Here is a 19,403-nt window from a genome sequence, read left to right as displayed (position 1 = left end):
GTCAGTCCTCGCGCTCCCACGGAGCCGGGATCGGGTAGTACTCCTCGAGGAACCCGATGACGGCCTTGGTGCGCGCCTCCGCCGAGATCTCGGGGAAGCTGCCGTCGTTGAGGCAGAAGAAGTCGACTCCGCGGTTCTTGAGGAGCTTGCGCATGTCCTTCAGCCCCTGGTGCATCGTCGTGTCGACGTACTTCACCGAGGCGTTCTCCTGCACGACCGCGCGGCCGGTCATCAGCGCGTAGTAGTGGTAGAGCGAGTTGGTGACGGAGACGTCGCTCGCGGAGCGGAAGCGGCTCGCGGCGGTCGCGGTGAACTCCGGCTCGAACTCGGCCTCGAGCTCGGCCATCACGGTCTTGCGGAGCGGCGTGGCGGCGTGCTCGAGGTGACGGGTCGTCATCGCGCCGAAGCGCTCGCGGAGCAGGCGCCGGTTGACGCGGGCCGCGTTCTCGAAGCCGCTGCGGGAGGCGTTGGAGTCGCCCATGCCGATGCGCGTCGTCGCCTCGATGAACTTCGTGATGCCCCCGGGCGAGAAGAAGATCGACGGGTCGACCGGGCGCCCGAAGAACATGTCGTCGTTGGAGTAGAGGAAGTGCTCCGCCAGCCCCGGGATGCGGTGCAGCTGGCTCTCGACCGCGTGGGAGTTGTGCGTCGGCAGCACCGAGAGGTCGCGGAAGTGGTCCTCGCTGCGCACGAGGGTGACGTCCGGGTGCTCGTCCAGCCAGCGCGGGCGCGGGGAGTCGGTGACGATGTAGATGTGCCGGATCCACGGCGCGTACATGTAGACGCTGCGCAGGGCGTACTTGAGCTCGTCGATCTGGCGGAAGCGCGCCGGAGCGTCGTCGCCCTCGCCCACCACGTAGCTCGCCATGCGGGCCGCACGGGCGCGCTGGAACTCCAGGTCGGTGCCGTCGACCCACGAGAAGACGATGTCGACCTCGAAGCGGATGTCGCTGACGAGCGGCTCGAACATGCCCTCGAACGTCGGCCAGGTGCGGCCGTACGCCTCGACGTGGGCGTCGATGGCTTCGGCGACGGGGAGGCTGTTGCGCATGAGCGCGTTCTCGGCGGGAGTGATGATCTCCTCCTCGCCCACCTTCCACAGCTCGAGGCGGACGCCGCTGCGGGCGCCGTAGCGCAGCGATCCCGTGGAGGAGACGCGCGGACGGAAGAGCTTGAAGACGGAGGCGCGCGGATACGGCGCGAGCACGCCCTCGGCCAGGAGCTGGGGCGGGGTGCCCCGCTTGTCGACCGTCTTGGCGTAGAAGGGCTCGGTCGCGAAGGCGCGCGCCAGCAGCGTCGCCAGCTCGGCGCCGAGCACGCGGTCCACCGCGAGGAAGGGCGAGCCGTCGGTGCCGCGGATGAGGCGGTAGGGGAATTCGGCGGCATCGAGGACCTCGCCGATGGCGATCAGGTCCTCGGTCCAGGCCGCGCGGGGCGTCGTACTCGAGTTCACCAGCGAGAACAGGCCGGCATGGACCACGACGTCGTCGCGGTCGAAGTGGCGCGGGCGCAGGAGCGGTGACGGAAGAGCACGGACGGAAGGCATGATTCACATTATCCGCCGTGGATTTCGTCCGTGTGACCGGGCCGTCGGCTTGACAGCGACCGCGGGGCCGCACGGTCAGCGCGAGAGCGACCCCAGACGGTCCCCCGCCTTCTCCGCGGCCTTCGCGGCCCGCCTGGCGCGGTGCCGCTCCTCGGCGGCGACGACCCCCAGCGCGAAGGCCCCCTCCCCGCTGCGATCGGCCTCCTTCAGGATCAGCGCACGGGCGGCGAGCGCGTCGCGCTCCTCCCCCAGGGCGTCGGCGAGGTCCTCGCCCGCCTCGGCGAGCGAGCGGCGCCGGGCGCCGACGGCCTCGGGGACGACCGCCCGCCACGCCTCCACGGTGTAGCGGAGCCGCTTCGCCGCCTTCCGCAGGTCGTGACGAGCCTCGAGCGAGCCGCCGGCCGCCGCGGAGCCCGCCGCGGAGATGCGCGCGAGGTCCTTCGCGACGGAGCGGCGCACCAGCGCCGTCGCGCTCGAGCCCGCCCGCGCGGTGCGGGGCGGATCCGCGAGCAGGGCGTCGAGCGAGGCGAGGAGCGCGAGGTAGCGGCCGCCGCGCAGAGTGCGGTCGACGCGGCGCAGCGCCGAGGCGTGCCGGTGCTCGATCTCCTCCAGCAGGGCGGTGGGGGTGCTCGGGGCGCCCTCGACGGCCGCCAGGGAGGTGCGGAACCGCTCGGCGAGCACCTCCTGGTCGCGGGCCGCGCCGAGGACCCCTCCCAGCCAGCGCAGCTCGTCCCGCACGGGGTCGGTCGCCGCACGGTCGAGCACGGAGCGGGAGGCGGCGAGGACGGACCGGAGCCGGCGCGCGAGCACGCGCATCCGGTGCAGGGCGTCGTCGGCCTCGAGGCGCACCCGCGGGTCGACGGCGCGCAGCTCGCGCAGGAGCGAGCGGACCGCGGCGAGCGCCGCCTCCCCGCCGTTCCGCGGATCCGGGACCGCCTCCTCGATCGGGCCGCCGGTGGCCCGGGCGAGCTTGGAGGCGCTGGCGGCCGGGCGGGCGCCCGCGGCGAGGAGGCGCTGCTCGATCGCGTCGAGGACCCGCTCGCCCTCGTCCCCAGGGACGTCGACGAGCTCGACCTCCCACTCCCTCCAGCGCCGCTCGCGGCCGGTGCGCTGGTCGCGCGCGGTCACCAGATCGTCGGCGATCTCGGCGAGCTCCCGCCCGTGGGAGTCGAGGGCGCGGGTGATCGAGCGGACCGTCTCGAGCAGCGCCAGCGGCTCGAGCGGCGCGCGCCCCACCTGCCCGAGCACCGGCTCGCGGACGGCGGACGGGACCGTGCGCGAGGCCGTGAGCTCCGCGTGGATCTCGGTGCGGCCGGAGGAGCCGGGCAGCTTGACGTGCCAGCCCTGGTCGGATCCGCCCTCGCGGCGGCGCAGCGTGATCCGCGCCCGGGACAGAGCGCGCTCGGCGGTGTCGAAGTACTCGGCGCGGAGGGTCACCGGCTCCTCGGTGCGGACGCTCGCGACGCTCCCGGTGCCGGTCAGGTCGGGCAGCCGGGTGCCCGCGTCGACGTCGTACTTGCGCTCGACCTCGGTCTGCACTCTCCGCGCACCGCCCGCCCGGGACGTCGCCGACTCGTTCTCCGCACCGCTGGCCATGCTCCATTGTGATCACGCCCGGCGCCGCTGCGGCACCCCGGGCGGCCAGGGGCGCCCTCGCCCTAGGCTGGAGCGATGACCGCGCCCGTTCCGCCCGTCGCCCGCCGCGTCCCCCTCGAGCGCCGCCACCACGGCGACGTGGTGGTCGACCACTACGAGTGGCTGCGCGAGAAGGAGAGCCCCGAGGTGATCGCGCACCTCGAGGCCGAGAACGCGTACACCGAGGCGGTGCTGGCTCCTCTCGCTCCGCTGCGCGAGCGCCTGTTCGAGGAGATCCGCTCGCGGACGAAGGAGACCGACCTCTCGGTGCCCGTCCGGGAGGGCTCCTGGTGGTACTTCTCGCGCTCCTACGAGGGCCGCCAGTACGCCGTGCACTGCCGGGCGCCGATCAGCGGGCCGGACGACTGGACGCCGCCGTCGATCGCCGAGGGCGGTCCGCTCGAGGGCGAGCAGGTCGTCCTGGACGGCAACGCGGAGGCGGAGGGGCACGACTTCTTCTCGCTCGGCAGCTTCGACGTCTCGGCCGACGGCCGACGGCTGCTCTTCGGCACCGACGTCGAGGGCGACGAGCGCTACACCCTCCGCATCCGCGACCTCGAGACCGGCGAGGATCTGCCGGACGTCATCGAGGGCACCGGCGGCGGAGCGACCTTCGGCGCCGACGCGCGCTTCGTCTTCTACCCGACCGTCGACGAGTCCTGGCGCCCCGACACGATCTGGCGGCACGAGGTCGGCGCCGGGACCCCGGACGAGGTCGTCTTCGCCGAGCCCGACGAGCGCTACTGGATCGGCGTGGGCCTCACCCGCAGCCGCCGCTTCCTCGTCATCGAGATCGGCAGCAAGATCACGAGCGAGTGCCTGCTGCTGGACGCGTCCGACCCGACCGGCTCCTTCCGCTCGGTGTGGCCGCGCCGCGAGGGCGTGGAGTACGAGGTCGAGCACGCCGTCGTCGACGGACGCGACCGCCTGCTGATCGTGCACAACGACGGCGCCCTCGACTTCGAGATCGTCGAGGAGCCGGCCGACCTGTCGCTCGACGCCGACGCCCGGGCCCGCGAGCGCCGCGTGGTGGTGCCGCACCGCGAGGGCCGCCGGATCGAGGGCGTCGACGCCTTCGCCGGGCACGTCGTCGTCTCCTACCGGGCCGACGGAGCCACCCGGCTCGGGCTGCTCCGCGAGGACGGCGCCGGAGCGCGGCTCGAGGAGATCGTCTTCGACGAGCCGCTCTACGACGCGGGCCTGGCGGGCAACCCGGAGTGGGAGCAGCCCTCCCTCCGCCTCGCCTACACCTCGTTCGTCACCCCCTCGACCGTGCTCGCGCTCGACGTCGCGACGGGCGAGCGCACGGTGCTCAAGCAGCAGCCGGTGCTCGGCGACTACGACCCCGCGCTCTACGTGCAGCGGAGGGAGTGGGCCGTGGCGGAGGACGGCACGCGGGTGCCCCTCTCGCTCGTCTGGCGCCGCGACGCCGCCGATCCGGACTCGGCCCCCGCGCCGCTCCTCCTCTACGGCTACGGCTCGTACGAGGCGAGCATCGACCCGGGCTTCTCGATCGCGCGCCTCTCGCTGCTCGACCGCGGCGTCGTCTTCGCCGTCGCGCACGTCCGCGGCGGCGGGGAGATGGGCCGCTCCTGGTACGAGAACGGGAAGACGCTGGCGAAGCGGACGACCTTCACCGACTTCGTCTCCGCGGCGCGGCACCTGGTCGACGCGGGCTTCACCACTCCGGACCGCCTGGTCGCGCAGGGAGGGTCGGCCGGCGGCCTGCTGATGGGCGCGGTCGCGAACCTCGCCCCGGAGGCGTTCGCCGGCGTCCTCGCGCAGGTCCCGTTCGTCGACGCGCTCACCTCGATCCTCGACCCGTCGCTCCCGCTCACGGTGATCGAGTGGGACGAGTGGGGCGACCCGCTGCACGACGCCGAGGTCTACGCCTACATGAAGTCGTACTCGCCCTACGAGAACGTCCGCGAGGGCGTGCAGTACCCCCGGATCCTCGCGACGACGAGCCTCAACGACACCCGGGTGCTGTACGTGGAGCCGGCGAAGTGGGTGGCCAGGCTCCGCGAGGTCGGCGCTCCCGCGCTGCTGCGCACCGAGATGACAGCGGGACACGGCGGAGTGAGCGGACGCTACGAGCGCTGGCGCGAGATCGCGTTCGAGTACGCCTGGACGCTGGACGTGCTCGAGCTGGCCTGAGCGCCCCGCCGCAAGCCCCTCCGCCCGTCGTCCGCGGCCAGTAGGGTTCGGGGTGCCGACGGAGGGAAGAGCATGAGCGCAGGCCTGTCGATCGACCGCATCGCCGCATGGGTGGCGGACCAGAGGTGGTACGCGAGCAAGGGGCGGCGCCCCGAGCTGGAGGTCCGCGGCGCCTGGTCGCTGCACCCCGGCGAGGCGGAGGTGGTGGACCACCTCTTCATCGACCGGGCAGGCACGAGCCCGGTGCTGTACCAGGTGCCGGTGACCGTCCACGCGGCTCCGGTGCCCGGGCTCGAGGACGCCCTCGTCTACTCCGACGACGCGCACTACGTGTACGACGCTCCGCGCGACCCGGTGTTCGCCCGCGCCCTGCTCGGGATGATCGCCTACGGTGGCCGCTCCGACGAGGACGGCGCCCAGGGCGGCGCCCGCGCCGAGGGCCACCGGCAACCGGGTGCCGCGATCGGGGCGTTCGCGTCCTCGAAGGTGCTCAGCGGCGAGCAGTCGAACACCTCGGTGATCGTCCGCACCACCGCCGACGACGGATCCGACGCGACCCCGGTGATCGTCAAGGTCTTCCGCGCCCTCCACCACGGCGACAACCCGGACGTGACGGTGCAGTCGGCGCTCAACGCCGCCGGGAGCGCCCTCGTCCCGCCCGTGATCGGCAACGTGACCGGCGAGTGGGACGACGAGGGCGAGGAGACGGGCCGCGCCTTCGGGCACCTCGCCTTCGCGCAGGAGTTCCTCCCCGGGGTCCAGGACGCGTGGCGCGTCGCCCTCGAGGCGGTCGCCGCCGACTCCGACTTCACCGGACCCGCCCGCGAGCTGGGCCGCGCCACCGCCGAGGTGCACGCGACGCTGGCGGAGGTCATGCCGACCGAGGACACCACGTCCGAGGTCGTCGAGCGGATGGTCGCGGCCATGCGCCGTCGCCTGCGCATCGCCTCGGCCGAGGTCCCCGTGATCGCCGAGGACTCGGAGGCGATCGAGGCCGTGTTCCGCGCCGCCGAGACCGCTCCGTGGCCGAGGCTCCAGCGCATCCACGGCGACTACCACCTCGGGCAGGTCCTGTCCGTGCCCGATCGCGGCTGGGTGCTCCTCGACTTCGAGGGCGAGCCGCTGCGGCCCATGCACGAGCGCCGTCTTCCCGACGTGGCGCTGCGCGACGTGGCGGGGATGCTGCGCTCCTTCGACTACGCGGCGGGTGCGCACGAGCAGGCCGAGCCGGGCGCCTCGAGGGCGGCGTGGGCGGCGGCGAGCCGTGCCGCGTTCCTCGAGGGCTACGCCGAGCAGGCGGGCGACGCGGTCACCGCGCACCGGGCGGTGCTCGACGCGTTCGAGCTCGACAAGGCCGTCTACGAGGCGATCTACGAGGCGCGCAACCGGCCGGAGTGGCTGTCGATCCCGGTCGCCGCGGTGCAGCGCCTCGCCGGACGCTCGTAGGGTGGCAGGCATGAGCGACGACACCGACGACAAGAAGCCCCTGGACCCGCTGAGCGACTTCAGCATCCCGGGCGACACCGATCTGCACACGACCGGCGACGCCTCGGGCGCGGACGGCGACGAGGTCGCGGAGCCCGGAGCGGACGAGGACTGAGCCGCCTGCTCTGCGGGGCCGGCCGTCGGCTCGGCTCCGCGGAGCCGACGGCCGGACTAGCGCAGCGGGGCGAGCGGCTCGACCGCCGGCCCCTCCAGCACCGTCCCGTCGGCTGCGAAGCGAGAGCCGTGCAGCGGACAGTCCCAGCTGCGCTCCGAGTCGTTCCAGGTGACGATCCCGCCCAGGTGCGGGCACACCGCCGACACCGCGCAGCGCCTCCCCTCCACGGTGGAGACCGCGACGGGCTGCAGGCCGTCGCGGGCGAGCGAGCCCTGGCCCTCCGCCGGCACCACCCCGGCCGACCGGGGCGCGCGGAGCACTGCCGACCAGCCGCGGGCGTACCAGGCGCCCACCGCCAGCCCGGCGCCGAGCCCCTCCGCCATCACCCGCGGCAGCGTGGGCCGGCGGTGCAGCGTCCTCGCCCAGGCCGGCGTCCTGCCCTCGAGGTCGGCGACGAGCGTCATCGCGGCCTGCACCGCGTTGGTCATCCCCCACTTGTCGTAGCCGGTCGCCAGGAAGATCCGTCCGCGGCCCCGCGGCAGCCAGCCCACGAACGGCACGCGGTGGAACGGCTCGTAGTCCTGGGCGCTCCACTGCGCGACCGGCTCCGCCCCCGGGAAGGACCGCCGCGTCCAGGCGACCAGGTCGTCCACCGCCTCCGAGGTGACGGGCCTGCGCCCCACGGGGTGGCCGTTGCCGCCGATCAGGAGGAGCCGCTCGCCGTCGCGCTCGGCGTCGCGCACCGAGCGGGACGGCTCGTCGACCGAGAGGTACATGCCGTCGGGGATCGGCGCGTCGGTGCGGAACGCGACAGCGTACGAGCGCAGCGCGGCGATCTTGGCGAAGTAGAGGCCGCGGTCGAGGATCGGCGCCCCCGTGAGCAGGTAGGCCCGGTCCCCGGTCACCGGGCCCGCGCTGGTGCGGACCCGGACGGGAGCGGTCGCTCGCATCCCGAGGGCCCGGACGCCCTGGACCAGCGTGCCCCCGGCGGCGCGGAAGTCGGCGGCGAGCGCCGTGAGGACGTCCATCGGGTCGAACTGGGCCTGGTCGTCGAGGGCGACGGCCGCCGTGCTGGGGAACGGCACGTCGAGCTCGCCGACGAGGCGGGTCGCGAGGCCGAAGCGGCGCGCGGTCGCGTGCTCCTTCAGGACGGCGTCCACGCCCTCGGGCGTCTGCGCGTAGCTGTAGGCGGTGCGCCTCTGCACCGGCACGCCCGCGCCCTCGCAGTAGTCGAGCAGCCAGCGGAAGCCCGCGAGGTTCGCCGCGACGTAGGCCTCGGTCACCGCGGGGATGTTGCGCTCCGAGATCCGGGAGAGGTGCGCTCCCTGCAGGAGGCTGAGCTTCGCCGTCGTGTTCCCGGTCGTGACGGCGCCGACCTCCCGCGCCTCCAGCACCAGCACGCGCCGGCCGGTCCGCTGCAGGAGGAGCGCGGTGACCAGCCCGGTGAGCCCGGCGCCGACCACGACGTCGTCGTAGTGCGCGCCCGGCACGAACTCGTCGGAGGGGATCGGAGCCGCGCCCGCCCGCCAGAGGGAGCGGGGCCGCGGGGCCGTCGTGGTCGTGTCCTCCGGAGTCATCGGGAGTCCCTCCGTTCAGGGGCCGGACGGCCCGCGAGCGACGCTACGCGGAGCCTCCGGCACCGTCACGGTGTTGACACGTCGCGGGACGCGGGCTCAGAGCCAGCCCCACCGCTTGAAGAGCCGGTGCAGCACCACGCTCGAGGCGAGCATCGCCGCGAGCGCCGCCGGGTACCCCCATGCCACGTGCAGCTCGGGCATCACGTCGAAGTTCATGCCGTAGATGCTCGAGATCATGGTCGGCGCGAAGAAGATGGCCGCCCAGGCGGAGATCCGCTTGACCTCGTCGTTCTGCTGGTTGCCCACCTCCGCGAGCTTCTTCATGTCCTCGTTCTGGCGCTGGGCGACGAGGGTCGCGTTCACCGCCAGGATCTCCCGCAGCGTGGTGCGGAAGCCGTCGACCCGCTCGGTGACGAGCGCGACGTGGTCGGCGACGTCGCGGATGTAGCGGCGCAGCTCCACATCCGACTGGAACACCTCGAAGTCGGTGACGAGCCGCCCGAGCATGCCGGTCAGCGGAGCGACCGCACGCTGGAAGTCCAGCACCTCCTGGCTGAGCTCGTAGATGCGGCGGGACACCGCCGGGTCGCCCTCGAAGACCTGCGCCTCGATCTCGTCGATGTCGTTCTCGAGACCGGCGACGACGGGCGAGTACTGATCCACGACGGCGTCGAGGATCGCGTACAGCACGGCGACCGGGCCGACGCGCAGCAGCTCCGGATCGGCCTCCATCCGCCGCCGCACCAGCGAGAGGTCGGGCTTCTCGGAGTGGCGGACCGTGACGACGAAGTTCGACCCCACGAACAGGTGGAGCTCGCCGAAGTCGACCTCCTCGCGCTGGTCGGAGTAGCTGGCGGCGCGCAGCACCACGAACATGTCGCTGCCGTACCGCTCGAGCTTGGGCCTCTGGTGCGCGCTGATCGCGTCCTCGAGGGCGAGCGGGTGCATCGAGAACTCGTCCTCGAGCGCGGCGAGCTCGGCCGCGTTCGGCCGGTACAGCCCGATCCACGCCATCGCGTCGGGCAGCTTCTGCAGGGCGGCGAGCGCCTCCGGGATGCTGCCGGGTGAGACGACCCGGCGGCCGTCCTGGTAGATCGCGTTGTCGACCGTGCTGGTGCGGGCCGGCTCGTCGTCCGGGCGCAGACGCTGGATGGGAGCGGTGTCCTCGGCGGCGGCGCGGGTGCGCGAGCCCAGACCCAGGATCGTCGCGGGGACGCGGGGCAGCTTCACGACCATCTCCTCTGCTCGACCGACGCCCTATTGTGCACCTCCCGGTGAACGGGAGGTGTCCGCTGCGCCGCCGGTGTCGGAGGGCCTCACTAGCCTGGAGGCGCTCCCCCGGACGACGCAGAGGAAGGACGACCGTGAAGCTGCTGCACACCTCGGACTGGCACATCGGCCGCACCTTCCACGGGCACTCCACGACGGCGGCGCTCGCGACCGTGCTCGAGGCCCTGGTCGAGACGGTGCGGGCCGAGCGCGTGGACGCGGTGCTGATCGCCGGCGACGTCTTCGACTCCGCCGTGCCCGCCGCGGAGCACTACACCCTCCTCACCCGCACCCTCGAGGCGATCCGCGCGGCCGGCGCCGAGGTCGTCCTCACCAGCGGCAACCACGACTCCCCCGCCCGGCTCGGCTTCCAGGCGGGGCTCCTTCGCGGAGCGGGCGTCCACGTCCTCACCGACCCCGAGGCGTACGCCGAGCCGGTCGTGCTGCGCGACGCGTCCGGGCTCGAGGTCGGCGTCCACGGCATCCCCTTCCTCGAGCCCGCCCTCTACCGCCACCGGCACCCGGAGGAGCAGCTGCGCCGCCACGAGGACGTGCTCGCCTTCGCGATGGCGCGGGTGCGCGCCGCCGCCGAGGCGGCGGGCCGTCCCTGGGTCGTGCTCGCGCACTGCTTCGCGGTCGGAGCCCCGGCCGCGGTCCTCGAGCGCGACATCACGGCGGGCGGGCTCGACTACGTCTCGGTCGAGCACTTCGCCGCGGCCGACTACGCGGCGCTCGGGCACATCCACGGACGCGCCGAACTGCTGCCGGGCGTGCGCTACTCCGGAGCGCCGCTGCACTACTCGTTCGGCGAGGCGTCGAAGCCGCGCGGCGCCTGGCTGGTGACGATCGGGCCCGAGGGGCTCGAGGGCGTCGAGTGGTCGCCGCTCCCCGTACCGAGGAGGCTCAGCGTGATCGAGGGCGAGCTCCAGCAGCTGCTGCGCGATCCCTCCCTGGCCGAGGTGGAGGGCGACTGGGTCTCGGCGGTGCTCACCGATCCCGTGCGCCCGCTCGACGCGATGGCGCGCCTGCAGTCGCGCTTCCCCGGCTGCGCCACGCTCGAGCACCGGCCCCCGCACGCCGCGGCCGAGCCGCGCGCGTACGCCGAGCGGATCCGCGGGCGGAGCGACGTGGAGGTCGTCGACGACTTCCTCGCCCACGTCCGCGGCGGCCACGGCGCCACGGACACCGAGCGCGCCCTCACCCTCGTCGCGCTCGCGGCCGTCGAGGCCGAGGCTCTGCGGTGAGGATCCGCCGACTCGCCTTCGCCGGACTCGGACCGTTCCGCGCCGAGCAGTGCGTCGACTTCGACCGGCTCGAGGACGTGGGCGTGTACCTCATCGCCGGGCGCACCGGAGCGGGCAAGTCGACGATCCTCGACGCGATCGCGTTCGCGCTCTACGGCTCGGTCCCCCGCTTCGACGGCACCGCCTCGCGCCTCCGGAGCGACCACAGCGGCCCCGAGGACGAGACCTTCGCCGAGCTCGACTTCGAGGCGGCGGGGCGCGTCTACCGCGTCCGGCGCTCGCCCGAGTACGAGCGGCCGAAACGGCGCGGCACCGGCACCACGACCCAGCCGGCGAAGGTCGAGCTGCTGGAGCAGGTCGACGGCGCCTGGGTCGGGCTCTCGTCGAGCGCGAAGGAGGTGGGTGCCGACATCGGCCGGATCGTCGGCCTGACGAAGGACCAGTTCCTCCAGGTGATCCTGCTGGCGCAGAACCGCTTCCACGAGTTCCTGCTCGCGAAGAACGACGACCGGCAGCGGCTCCTGCGCACGCTCTTCGCGACCGAGCGCTTCGATCTGCTCCGCCGCCGCCTGCTCGAGCAGCGCGACGCGAGCGCCGTCGGGCTCGAGGAGGAGCGCGCGGCCGTGACGGCGCTCGCGGACGAGGCCGTCCGGCTCCTCGATGACGGAGCCGAGCCGCCTCTGCCGGACGCCGCCTGGTTCGCCGGGCTGCCGGCGCGGCTCGCCGCTCCGCTCGAGGCGGCCCGGGCCGGCTCCGCCGCGGCCGACGCGGCGCACGAGGCCGCGGGCACCGCTCTCGACGAGGCACGGCGCATCGCCCGGGGCCAGGAGCGGCGCCGGCGCGCCCTCATCGAGGCGGAGGAGCTCGTGGTCGCCGAGGCGCACGTCGAGCAGCAGCGGGCCGCGATCGAGCGCGCGCGCCGGGCCGACGGCGTGCTGCCGCTGCTCCGCTCCGCCCGGGCAGCCGCCGAGAAGGAGCGGGCCGCCCGGCAGCAGCGCGACCTCGCCGCCGACGCCTACGGGGACGCGTCCGGGGGCCCGGCCGCCGAGACGGCCGAACGGCTCGCCGCTGTCCTCGGCGCCCTCGCCGAGGCGCTGGCAGAGGAGCGCCGGCTCCCCGACGCGGAGCGCGTCACCGAGCGGTCCGCACGCGCCGAGCAGGCGGCGGCGACCGCGCTCGCGGGGATCGAGGCGGAGCTGCGCGAGCTGCCCGCCCGCGTCGACGCGCTCGCCGCCGAGGAGGAGTCCCTGGCCGGGGAGGCCGCCGCTGTCCCCACGCGCGTCGACGAGCTCGCCGCGCTCGAGCGGAGGATCGCCGCGGCCCTCGAGCGCGATCTCACTGCGGCGGGTCTGCAGCGGCTCGGCACGGCCTACGCCGACGCGGCGCGCGTCCACGGCGAGCGCGCCGCGGAGCAGGCCGCCCTGATCGCGCGCCGGTTCGCCGGGTTCGCCGGGGAGCTCGCCGAGCGGCTGGAGCCGGGCGAGCCCTGCCCCGTCTGCGGCTCGTGCGAGCACCCCCGCCCGGCCGAGCACGACGGCCCGACGACGGTCGGCACCGACGACCTCGACCGGGCCCGCGTCGCGGTGGAGCGCGCCGCCGCCGCCCTCGACGGCGCCCGCGAGCGCGAGGGAGCCGCGGCTCGGGCTCTCGCGGCGCTCGAGGAGCGCGTGGGCGAGGACGCGGATCCGGAGTCGCTCCGCCCGGCGCACGAGGAGCGGCTCGCCTCGGCGCGCCGCGCCGCCGCCCGCATGGAGGAGCTGCGGCGCGAGCGCATCCGGCTGCGCACCCGGATCGACGCTCTCACGACCGGGCGGGACGCCGCTCGTGAGGAGCACCGCGCCCGCGCCGACGAGTCCGCCCTCGCCGCTGAAGCGCTGCGGCTGCTGCGGGAGCGCGTCGAGGCCTTCCGCGACGGCGCGACGAGCGTCGCCTCGCGCGTCGAGCAGCTGAACGCCCAGCGCCGTCGTGCCGTCGCCCTGGTCGAGGCCGAGGAGGCGGCCGTCTCGCGGTCCGAGGCCGCCGCCGCCGCCCGGGAGGAGCTCGCCGAGGTCCTCGCCGAGCGCGGCTTCACGACCGCCGAGGAGGCCGAGTCGGCCGCGCTGGCCAGCGGGGACCGGGCGCGGGCCGAGGCCGTCGTCGCCGAGCACGAGCGGCGGCGGAGCGCGACGGAGGCGGTGCTCGCCGACCCGGAGCTCCGCGGACTGCCGGGCACGGCCGTCGACCTCGCCGACGCCGAGGGGCGCTCGCGCGAAGCCTCCGCCCGTCGCGACGAGGCGCGAGCCGGCCTCTCCGTGCTCGAGCACCGCTCGGAGCGCCTGGCCGAGCTCACCGCGACGGCCGCGGGCCGCCTCGCGGTGCTGGGTGAGCGCCTCCACCGCCACGAGGAGCTGCGCGCGCTGGCCGAGACCGTCTCCGGCCGGGGGCAGAACACGCGCCGGATGGACCTCGAGGCCTTCGCCCTCGCCGGACGCCTGGAGGAGATCGTGACCGCGGCGAACCTCCGCCTCGACGCGATGACCAGCGGCCGCTACGCACTCGCCCACGACGACTCGCTCGCCTACCGCGGTGCCGCCTCCGGCCTCGGGATCGACGTGCTCGACGCCTTCACCGGCGTCCGCCGGCAGCCCGCCTCGCTCTCCGGCGGCGAGACGTTCCTCGCCTCGCTCGCCCTCGCCCTCGGCCTCGCCGACGTGGTGACGGCGCAGTCCGGCGGCATCTCGCTCGAGACCATGTTCATCGACGAGGGCTTCGGCTCGCTCGACGCCGAGACGCTCGAGACGGCGCTCAGCACGCTCGACGAGCTGCGGTCGGGCGGTCGGACGATCGGCCTGATCAGCCACGTCGACGCGATGCGCGAGCGGCTGCCGATCGGCCTCCGCGTCGCGGTGGGGCCGCGCGGCGACTCGACGATCCTCACCGGCTGAGCGGCCGCTCCCGGGCGAAGGGGCGACGACGGCCCGCTGGCTCCTCTCGCACTGCAGCAGCGAGCGCGCCCGCGCCCGCTGCTAGGGTCGTGCGCAGTGACACGGGGTGCCCGCCAGGGCTGAGAGAAGACCCGTTGAACCTGATCTAGTTCGTACTAGCGAAGGGATGTCGCGAATGAGCATTCGCACGCCTGTCCACCCGACCCTCCCCGCCGACACGGCGCCCGACCCGGCCTCCGTGGGTCGCGATCTCGCCGAGCTCCGCGCCGCCGGGCCCCTGGTGCAGTGCATCACGAACGCGGTCGTCACCGGCTTCACCGCCAACAGCCTCCTGGCCCTCGGCGCCAGCCCGGCGATGTGCGACCTGCCCGGCGAGGCGGGCGTCTTCGCGGGCCTCGCCTCCGCGGTGCTCGTCAACCTCGGCACGCCCGGAGCGGAGCAGCGCGAGGGTGCTCGCGAGGCGGTCGCCGCGGCCGGACGCGCCGGCACCCCGTGGGTGCTCGATCCGGTCGCCGTGGGCCCGCTGCCCGTCCGCACCGCTCTGGCGGTGGAGCTGCTCGAGGCGCGGCCCGCGATCATCCGCGGCAACGCCTCCGAGATCCTCGCCCTCGCGGGAGCCGGTGCGGGCGGCCGCGGCGTGGACGCCGTCGACACCGCCGAGCAGGCGCTCGACTCCGCCCGCGTCCTCGCCCGCCGCACCGGAGGCGTGGTCGCCGTCTCGGGAGCGGTCGACCTCGTCACCGACGGCGAGCGGATCGTCCGGGTCACGGGGGGCCACCCGCTACTGACCCGCGTGACCGGCGGCGGCTGCGCGCTCGGCGCCGTGATGGCGGCGTTCCTCGGCGCGGGCGCCCGCCCGCTCGACGCGGCCGTCAGCGCTTCCGCGGTCTGGGGCCTCGCCGCCGAGCGGGCCGCCGCCGCGAGCAGCGGTCCCGGATCCTTCGCCGTCGGCCTCCTCGACGCCCTCGCTGCCCTCCAGCCGGCCGACGCCGAGGCCGGGGCGCGCATCGCATGAGCCTCGACCTCTCGCTCTACCTCGTCACGGACACCGCCCAGTGCGGCCAGCGCGGCGTGCCCGCGGTGGTCGCCGCCGCCGTCCGGGGCGGAGTCACGACCGTGCAGATCCGCGATCACGACGCCCCCGCCGCCGAGCTCGTCGCCCTGACCCGGGCCGTCGCCGCCGTCCTCGACGAGCGCACGACCCTGCTGGTCGACGACCGCGTCGACGTCGCCCTCGCCGCCCGCCTCGCGGGCGCCCGCGTCCACGGCGTCCACCTCGGGCAGTCCGACCTCCCCGTCACCGCCGCCCGCTCGCTGCTCGGTCCCGACGCGGTGATCGGGCTCACCGCGAACACCCCCGAGCACCTCGCCGCCGTCCGTGCCCTGCCCGCGGGGACGGTCGACTACCTCGGCGTCGGCGTCATCCGGCCCACCGCGACCAAGCCCGACCACCCCGCTCCCCTCGGTGTCGACGGGTTCGCCGCCCTCGCCGCGGCCGCGGCGCTGCCCTGCGTCGCCATCGGCGGAGTCGGAGCCGCGGACGCGGGGCCACTCCGCCTCGCCGGTGCGGCCGGCCTCGCGGTCGTGTCGGCGCTCTGCACGGCCGCCGACCCCGCGGCGGCCGCCCGCCTGATCCGAGCGGAGTGGGACCGGTGACCGCCGGCGCCCGCGTCCCCCGTGTCCTCAGCATCGCCGGCACCGATCCGACCGGCGGTGCAGGCGTCCAGGCCGACCTCAAGTCGATCGGCGCGCTCGGCGGCTACGGCATGGCGGTCGTCACCGCGCTCGTCGCGCAGAACACGCACGGGGTCCGCTCCGTGCACCTGCCACCCGCCGTGTTCCTCCGCGAGCAGCTCGACGCGGTGAGCGACGACGTCACGATCGACGCGGTGAAGATCGGGATGCTCGCCACGGCCGAGTACGCCGGAGTCGTCGCCGAGTGGCTCGACGAGGTCCGCCCGCCCGTCGTGGTCGTGGATCCGGTGATGGTCGCGACCAGCGGTCACCGGCTGCTCGCTCCCGAGGCGGAGGACGCCGTGCGCGACCTGCTCCGCCGCGCCGACCTGGTGACGCCGAACCTCCCCGAGCTGGGCGTGCTGGCCGGAGAGCCGACCGCCTCCGACTGGCCGGCCGCGCTCGCGCAGGGAGCAGAACTCGCCCGCGCCCTCGACGCCGCCGTGCTGGTGAAGGGCGGCCACCTCGACGGCCCCGCCACCCCGGACGCGATCGTCACCCCCGACGGCCTCGTGCGCGAGGTCCCCGGCGAGCGCGTCGCCACCTCGAACACGCACGGCACCGGGTGCTCGCTCTCGTCCGCGATGGCGACGCTCCTGGCCGGGCGCGACACCTCCTCCGACGCCCTGGTCGAGGCGCTGACGGAGGCCAAGGAGTGGCTGACCGGCGCCCTGCGCGCCGCCGACGCTCTCGAGGTCGGCACCGGCAACGGCCCGATCGACCACTTCCACCGGCAACGTCCTCCGGCGTTCTGCGCGGACGTCTGGGAGCGGACCCGGACCCTCCGCGACGAGATCGACGCGCTCCCGTTCGTGCGGGCCCTCGGCGACGGCTCCCTCGGGCGGGAGGACTTCGAGTGGTACCTCGAGCAGGACGCTCTCTACCTCACCGAGTACGCCCGCGTCCTGGCCGTGGCGGCGCAGCGCGCGCCGACCACCGCCGAGCAGGTCTTCTGGGCCGAGGGCTCGGCGTCCGCCCTCGCAGCGGAGGCGCAGCTGCACCGCGACCGGCTCGGGACCAGGGACGCGGCTCCCGCGCCCGTGACCCGCGGCTACACCGACCACCTGCTCGCGGTCGCCGCGGGCGGCGGCTACGGCGAGATCGTCGCCGCCCTGCTCCCCTGCTTCTGGCTCTACGCCGACGTCGGGTCGCGCCTCGCCGCCTCCGGGCACCCCGAGCACCCCTACGCGGACTGGCTGCTCACCTACGGCGACCCGGTCTTCGCGACGGCCACCGAGCGGGCGATCGAGTTCACGGAGCAGGCCGCCCGCGACGCCTCACCGAGGGAGCGCGCCGCGATGAGGGACGCGTTCCTGCGGTCGAGTTCGTTCGAGAAGGACTTCTTCGCCGCACCGCTCGCCCGGACCGGCTGAGCTCTCAGCCGGCCCGGTCGGGTGCGCTCAGCCGATCGCCTCGCGCAGGACGTGCATGAGGGCGTCCAGCTGCACCGTGTCGGCCGAGGCCGTCTCGGCGTCCGCGCCGTCGAGCGCCCGGGCGGCGAGACCGGCCTTGGCGTCGATGAGCTCCGCGATCTTCGCGTCGATCGTGTGCGCCGCGATGATCCTCCACGCCGTCACCGGCTCCTCCTGGCCGATGCGGTGCACGCGGTCGATCGCCTGCGTCTGCTCGGCCGAGGTCCACGACAGCTCGGCGAGCACCACGTTGGACGACGCCTGCAGGTTCACGCCGACTCCCGCCGCGGTGAGCGAGCAGACGGCGACAGAGACGTCCGGGTCCTCGTTGAAGGCGTCGATCTGCGTCTGGCGGAACGCCGCGGTCTGGTCGCCGCGGATGGAGACGGACGTCAGCTCGCGCTTCTCGAAGGTGTCCTCCGCCTGGTCCATCACGTCGATGTGCTTCGCGAAGAAGACGACCTTGCCCACCGAGCGGGCCAGCTGCGAGGCGTAGTCGGCGGCCAGCGCCGCCTTGGCCTGGCCGATCCGGCGCACCATGGTGAAGACGTTCTCGCCGGTCTTGGCCGACTTCGACTCCTCGAGCTCGCTCTGCGCCACGATGCGGATGAACCGCTCGCGCTCGTCGTCGTCGAGCTCGTGCGTGATCGAGGAGGTGACCGCCCTGAAGCGCTGCAGCATGCGGGCGCCGAGCTCGCGCTCGGCCTTCTGGATGGAGCGGCCGAGGTCGTCGTCCAGCTCGACGGGCAGATCGACGATCCGCTTCGACGGCAGGTCGGCGGCGACGTCGATCTTCTTGCGCCGGACGATGCCGAGGTCGATCACGGCCTCGCGCGCCTCCGGGTAGAAGCCCGTGTCGGCGGGGGTGAGGCCCGTCTCCTCGAGGCGGCCCATCAGCTCCGGTCCCGGCTTGGTCTCGTCGATCCAGCCGAGGAAGCGCCAGATGGCGCGGAAGTCGTCGACGTCGTTGATCAGCGGGGTGCCGGTCAGCGCGATCATCAGCGGATCGTGCCCCGGAGTGGTCTCGCGGATCCTCGACGCCAGCGCGAGCACGCTCTGCGAGCGCTGCGAGCGGAGGTTCTTGATGAAGTGCGCCTCGTCGACGACCATGCCGCGGAAGCCCAGGCTCCCGAGCCAGCCGATGTGCCGGTCGAGGATGTCGTAGTTGACGATGACCACGTCGGCGAACGCGTCGAGCGTGCCGCCGTCTCCGTGGATGACCGTGGCGCGCCGCTGCGGCGTCCAGTGCTCGACCTCGCGCGCCCAGTTCATCTTGACCACGTTCGGCACCACCGCGAGCAGCGGGTACGCCCCGACCACCGAGGCGGCGAGGAGGCTCTGCGCGGTCTTGCCCAGACCCGGCTCGTCGGCGAGCAGGAAGCTGCGGTGCCCCTCGCGGGCGCTCTCGATGAAGCGCGCCTGGTGCGGCATCAGCTCGCGGCCGCGCGGCGAGACCCGGTCGAGCTTCGGCGGCTCCGGGAGCTCCATGCTCGCGGCCCGTCCGCCCGCTCCGTACTCGAACGCCTTGAAGAGCGGCCCGAGCAGCTCCCAGTCGTCGAGCCTGCGGCGCGGCGCCGGAGCCGAGGCCTCGGCGATCGAGAAGTCCGGCGGGAGGAAGGGGTTCGCCAGCTGGCGGGCGCGCACCGACTGCGGCACGACCTGGTTGACCGGCACCTCGGGCTTGGGCTCCGGCTCGGTCACGATCAGCAGCTCGTCGGGGCTGAGCTCCGCGCCCGCCTCGAGCAGCCAGTCGCGGCGGAGCTTCTGCGCGGCCGCCGTGACGCCGGCCTCCGATTCGAGCAGCGCGATCAGGCTGGTGTCGCGGGCGGCCGTCTTGGCCAGGATCGTGGCGATGCCGTCGAGGCGCTTCATCTCCTCGGCGCGCTGCGCGTCGCTGAGCGAGGGATCGACCTTGACCCGCTTGCGCTCCTCGCGCATCAGGAGGGCGATCACCAGGAACTTCGTCCGGTTGGTCGGCCCGACCTTGCCGGTCTGGGCCTTCGCCTCCACCTCGCGGACGCGGCGGGCGAGGATCGGGATGATCCCCGCGTTGTCCACGCCGCGCGAGCGCGATCGGGGTCGGCTCCCGGCGGCGTTCGACGCTCGTCGCGTCTGACCGGACTGACGCTGGCCGCTGCGAGCCATGCTCCTCCTCGATGTGTGACGGGGGGCGGAGGAGGGGTTCCCGCGCGCTGCCGTCGCCGTGCATCCGCCGGATCGCCTCCGGGGAGGCGTCGGGCGTCGGTGCATCCGGTGGCCGTCGGGAGCTCCGAGCAACGGGTCTGGGACCCGGTCGCAGCATCCC

Annotated in this window: 13 protein-coding genes and 1 riboswitch; of the genes, 8 read left to right on the top strand and 5 right to left on the bottom strand. The window is 74.5% G+C overall.

The genetic code is table 11. The features are described 5' to 3' along the window. Position 1: 1 nt before the first annotated feature. Both C5D09_RS02130 and C5D09_RS02125 read right to left on the bottom strand, forming a co-directional pair. On the bottom strand, positions 2-1,546 hold the full coding sequence (locus tag C5D09_RS02130; protein ID WP_104233778.1) for a stealth family protein: 1,545 nt from the start codon (positions 1,544-1,546) through the stop codon (positions 2-4). A 75-nt stretch (positions 1,547-1,621) separates the two neighbouring features. After that, the gene (locus tag C5D09_RS02125; RefSeq protein WP_104268503.1) at positions 1,622-3,142 is read right to left on the bottom strand and encodes a CYTH and CHAD domain-containing protein; all 1,521 of its coding nucleotides are present in this window, start codon (positions 3,140-3,142) and stop codon (positions 1,622-1,624) included. Positions 3,143-3,217: 75 nt separating this feature from the next. Between C5D09_RS02125 and C5D09_RS02120 the strand changes: the two genes are divergently transcribed. From C5D09_RS02120 to C5D09_RS17330, 3 genes are all read left to right on the top strand, one after another. Continuing rightward, positions 3,218-5,338 carry a S9 family peptidase gene (locus tag C5D09_RS02120; RefSeq protein ID WP_104268502.1) on the top strand — a complete coding sequence of 707 codons (2,121 nt, stop codon included), beginning with the start codon at positions 3,218-3,220 and terminating at the stop codon, positions 5,336-5,338. Positions 5,339-5,410: 72 nt separating this feature from the next. Continuing rightward, positions 5,411-6,784, top strand: coding sequence for a phosphotransferase (locus C5D09_RS02115; protein WP_104268501.1), 1,374 nt, complete (start codon positions 5,411-5,413; stop codon positions 6,782-6,784). A gap of 10 nt (positions 6,785-6,794) precedes the next feature. After that, positions 6,795-6,938 carry a hypothetical protein gene (locus C5D09_RS17330; RefSeq protein ID WP_159914626.1) on the top strand — a complete coding sequence of 48 codons (144 nt, stop codon included), beginning with the start codon at positions 6,795-6,797 and terminating at the stop codon, positions 6,936-6,938. A gap of 56 nt (positions 6,939-6,994) precedes the next feature. On the opposite strand, the gene C5D09_RS02110 is transcribed toward C5D09_RS17330, so the two are convergent. Next, positions 6,995-8,515: an FAD-dependent oxidoreductase gene (locus C5D09_RS02110; RefSeq protein ID WP_104268500.1), complete on the bottom strand. Its 1,521-nt coding sequence runs from the start codon at positions 8,513-8,515 to the stop codon at positions 6,995-6,997. A gap of 96 nt (positions 8,516-8,611) precedes the next feature. Then, positions 8,612-9,751 (bottom strand): magnesium and cobalt transport protein CorA, encoded by a 1,140-nt coding sequence (locus tag C5D09_RS02105; RefSeq protein WP_104223070.1) that lies wholly within the window; start codon positions 9,749-9,751, stop codon positions 8,612-8,614. Between the two features lie 128 nt (positions 9,752-9,879). On the opposite strand from C5D09_RS02105, the gene C5D09_RS02100 reads away from it, so the two are divergent. The 5 genes from C5D09_RS02100 (at position 9,880) to thiD (ending at position 17,059) form a co-directional block, all read left to right on the top strand. Continuing rightward, positions 9,880-11,028, top strand: coding sequence for an exonuclease SbcCD subunit D (locus C5D09_RS02100; protein ID WP_104268499.1), 1,149 nt, complete (start codon positions 9,880-9,882; stop codon positions 11,026-11,028). After that, entirely contained in the window at positions 11,025-13,952 is a 2,928-nt protein-coding gene (locus C5D09_RS02095) for an AAA family ATPase (RefSeq protein ID WP_104268498.1), read from the top strand. Before C5D09_RS02100 ends, C5D09_RS02095 begins: the two co-directional genes overlap by 4 nt. Positions 13,953-14,044: 92 nt before the next feature. Then, positions 14,045-14,136, top strand: a riboswitch (TPP riboswitch). Continuing rightward, complete coding sequence (gene thiM, locus C5D09_RS02090) at positions 14,128-14,967, top strand: hydroxyethylthiazole kinase (RefSeq protein ID WP_104246561.1); 840 nt, start codon at positions 14,128-14,130, stop codon at positions 14,965-14,967. (Overlaps the previous riboswitch by 9 nt.) Continuing rightward, positions 14,964-15,608, top strand: a complete 645-nt coding sequence (gene thiE / locus C5D09_RS02085; RefSeq protein WP_104268497.1) for a thiamine phosphate synthase — start codon at positions 14,964-14,966, stop codon at positions 15,606-15,608. Before thiM ends, thiE begins: the two co-directional genes overlap by 4 nt. After that, the gene (thiD, locus tag C5D09_RS02080) at positions 15,605-17,059 is read left to right on the top strand and encodes a bifunctional hydroxymethylpyrimidine kinase/phosphomethylpyrimidine kinase (protein ID WP_104268496.1); all 1,455 of its coding nucleotides are present in this window, start codon (positions 15,605-15,607) and stop codon (positions 17,057-17,059) included. Before thiE ends, thiD begins: the two co-directional genes overlap by 4 nt. Positions 17,060-17,086: 27 nt before the next feature. Here the strand turns inward: thiD and C5D09_RS02075 are convergent, their stop codons facing one another. Further along, a complete protein-coding gene (locus C5D09_RS02075; RefSeq protein ID WP_104225603.1) occupies positions 17,087-19,243 on the bottom strand; it encodes a DEAD/DEAH box helicase in 2,157 nt (718 codons plus the stop codon). Positions 19,244-19,403 lie beyond the last annotated feature (160 nt).

Source organism: Rathayibacter sp. AY1C9 (assembly GCF_002932315.1).
GTDB lineage: Bacteria > Actinomycetota > Actinomycetes > Actinomycetales > Microbacteriaceae > Rathayibacter.
This window is presented reverse-complemented; position numbering and strand designations above follow the sequence as displayed.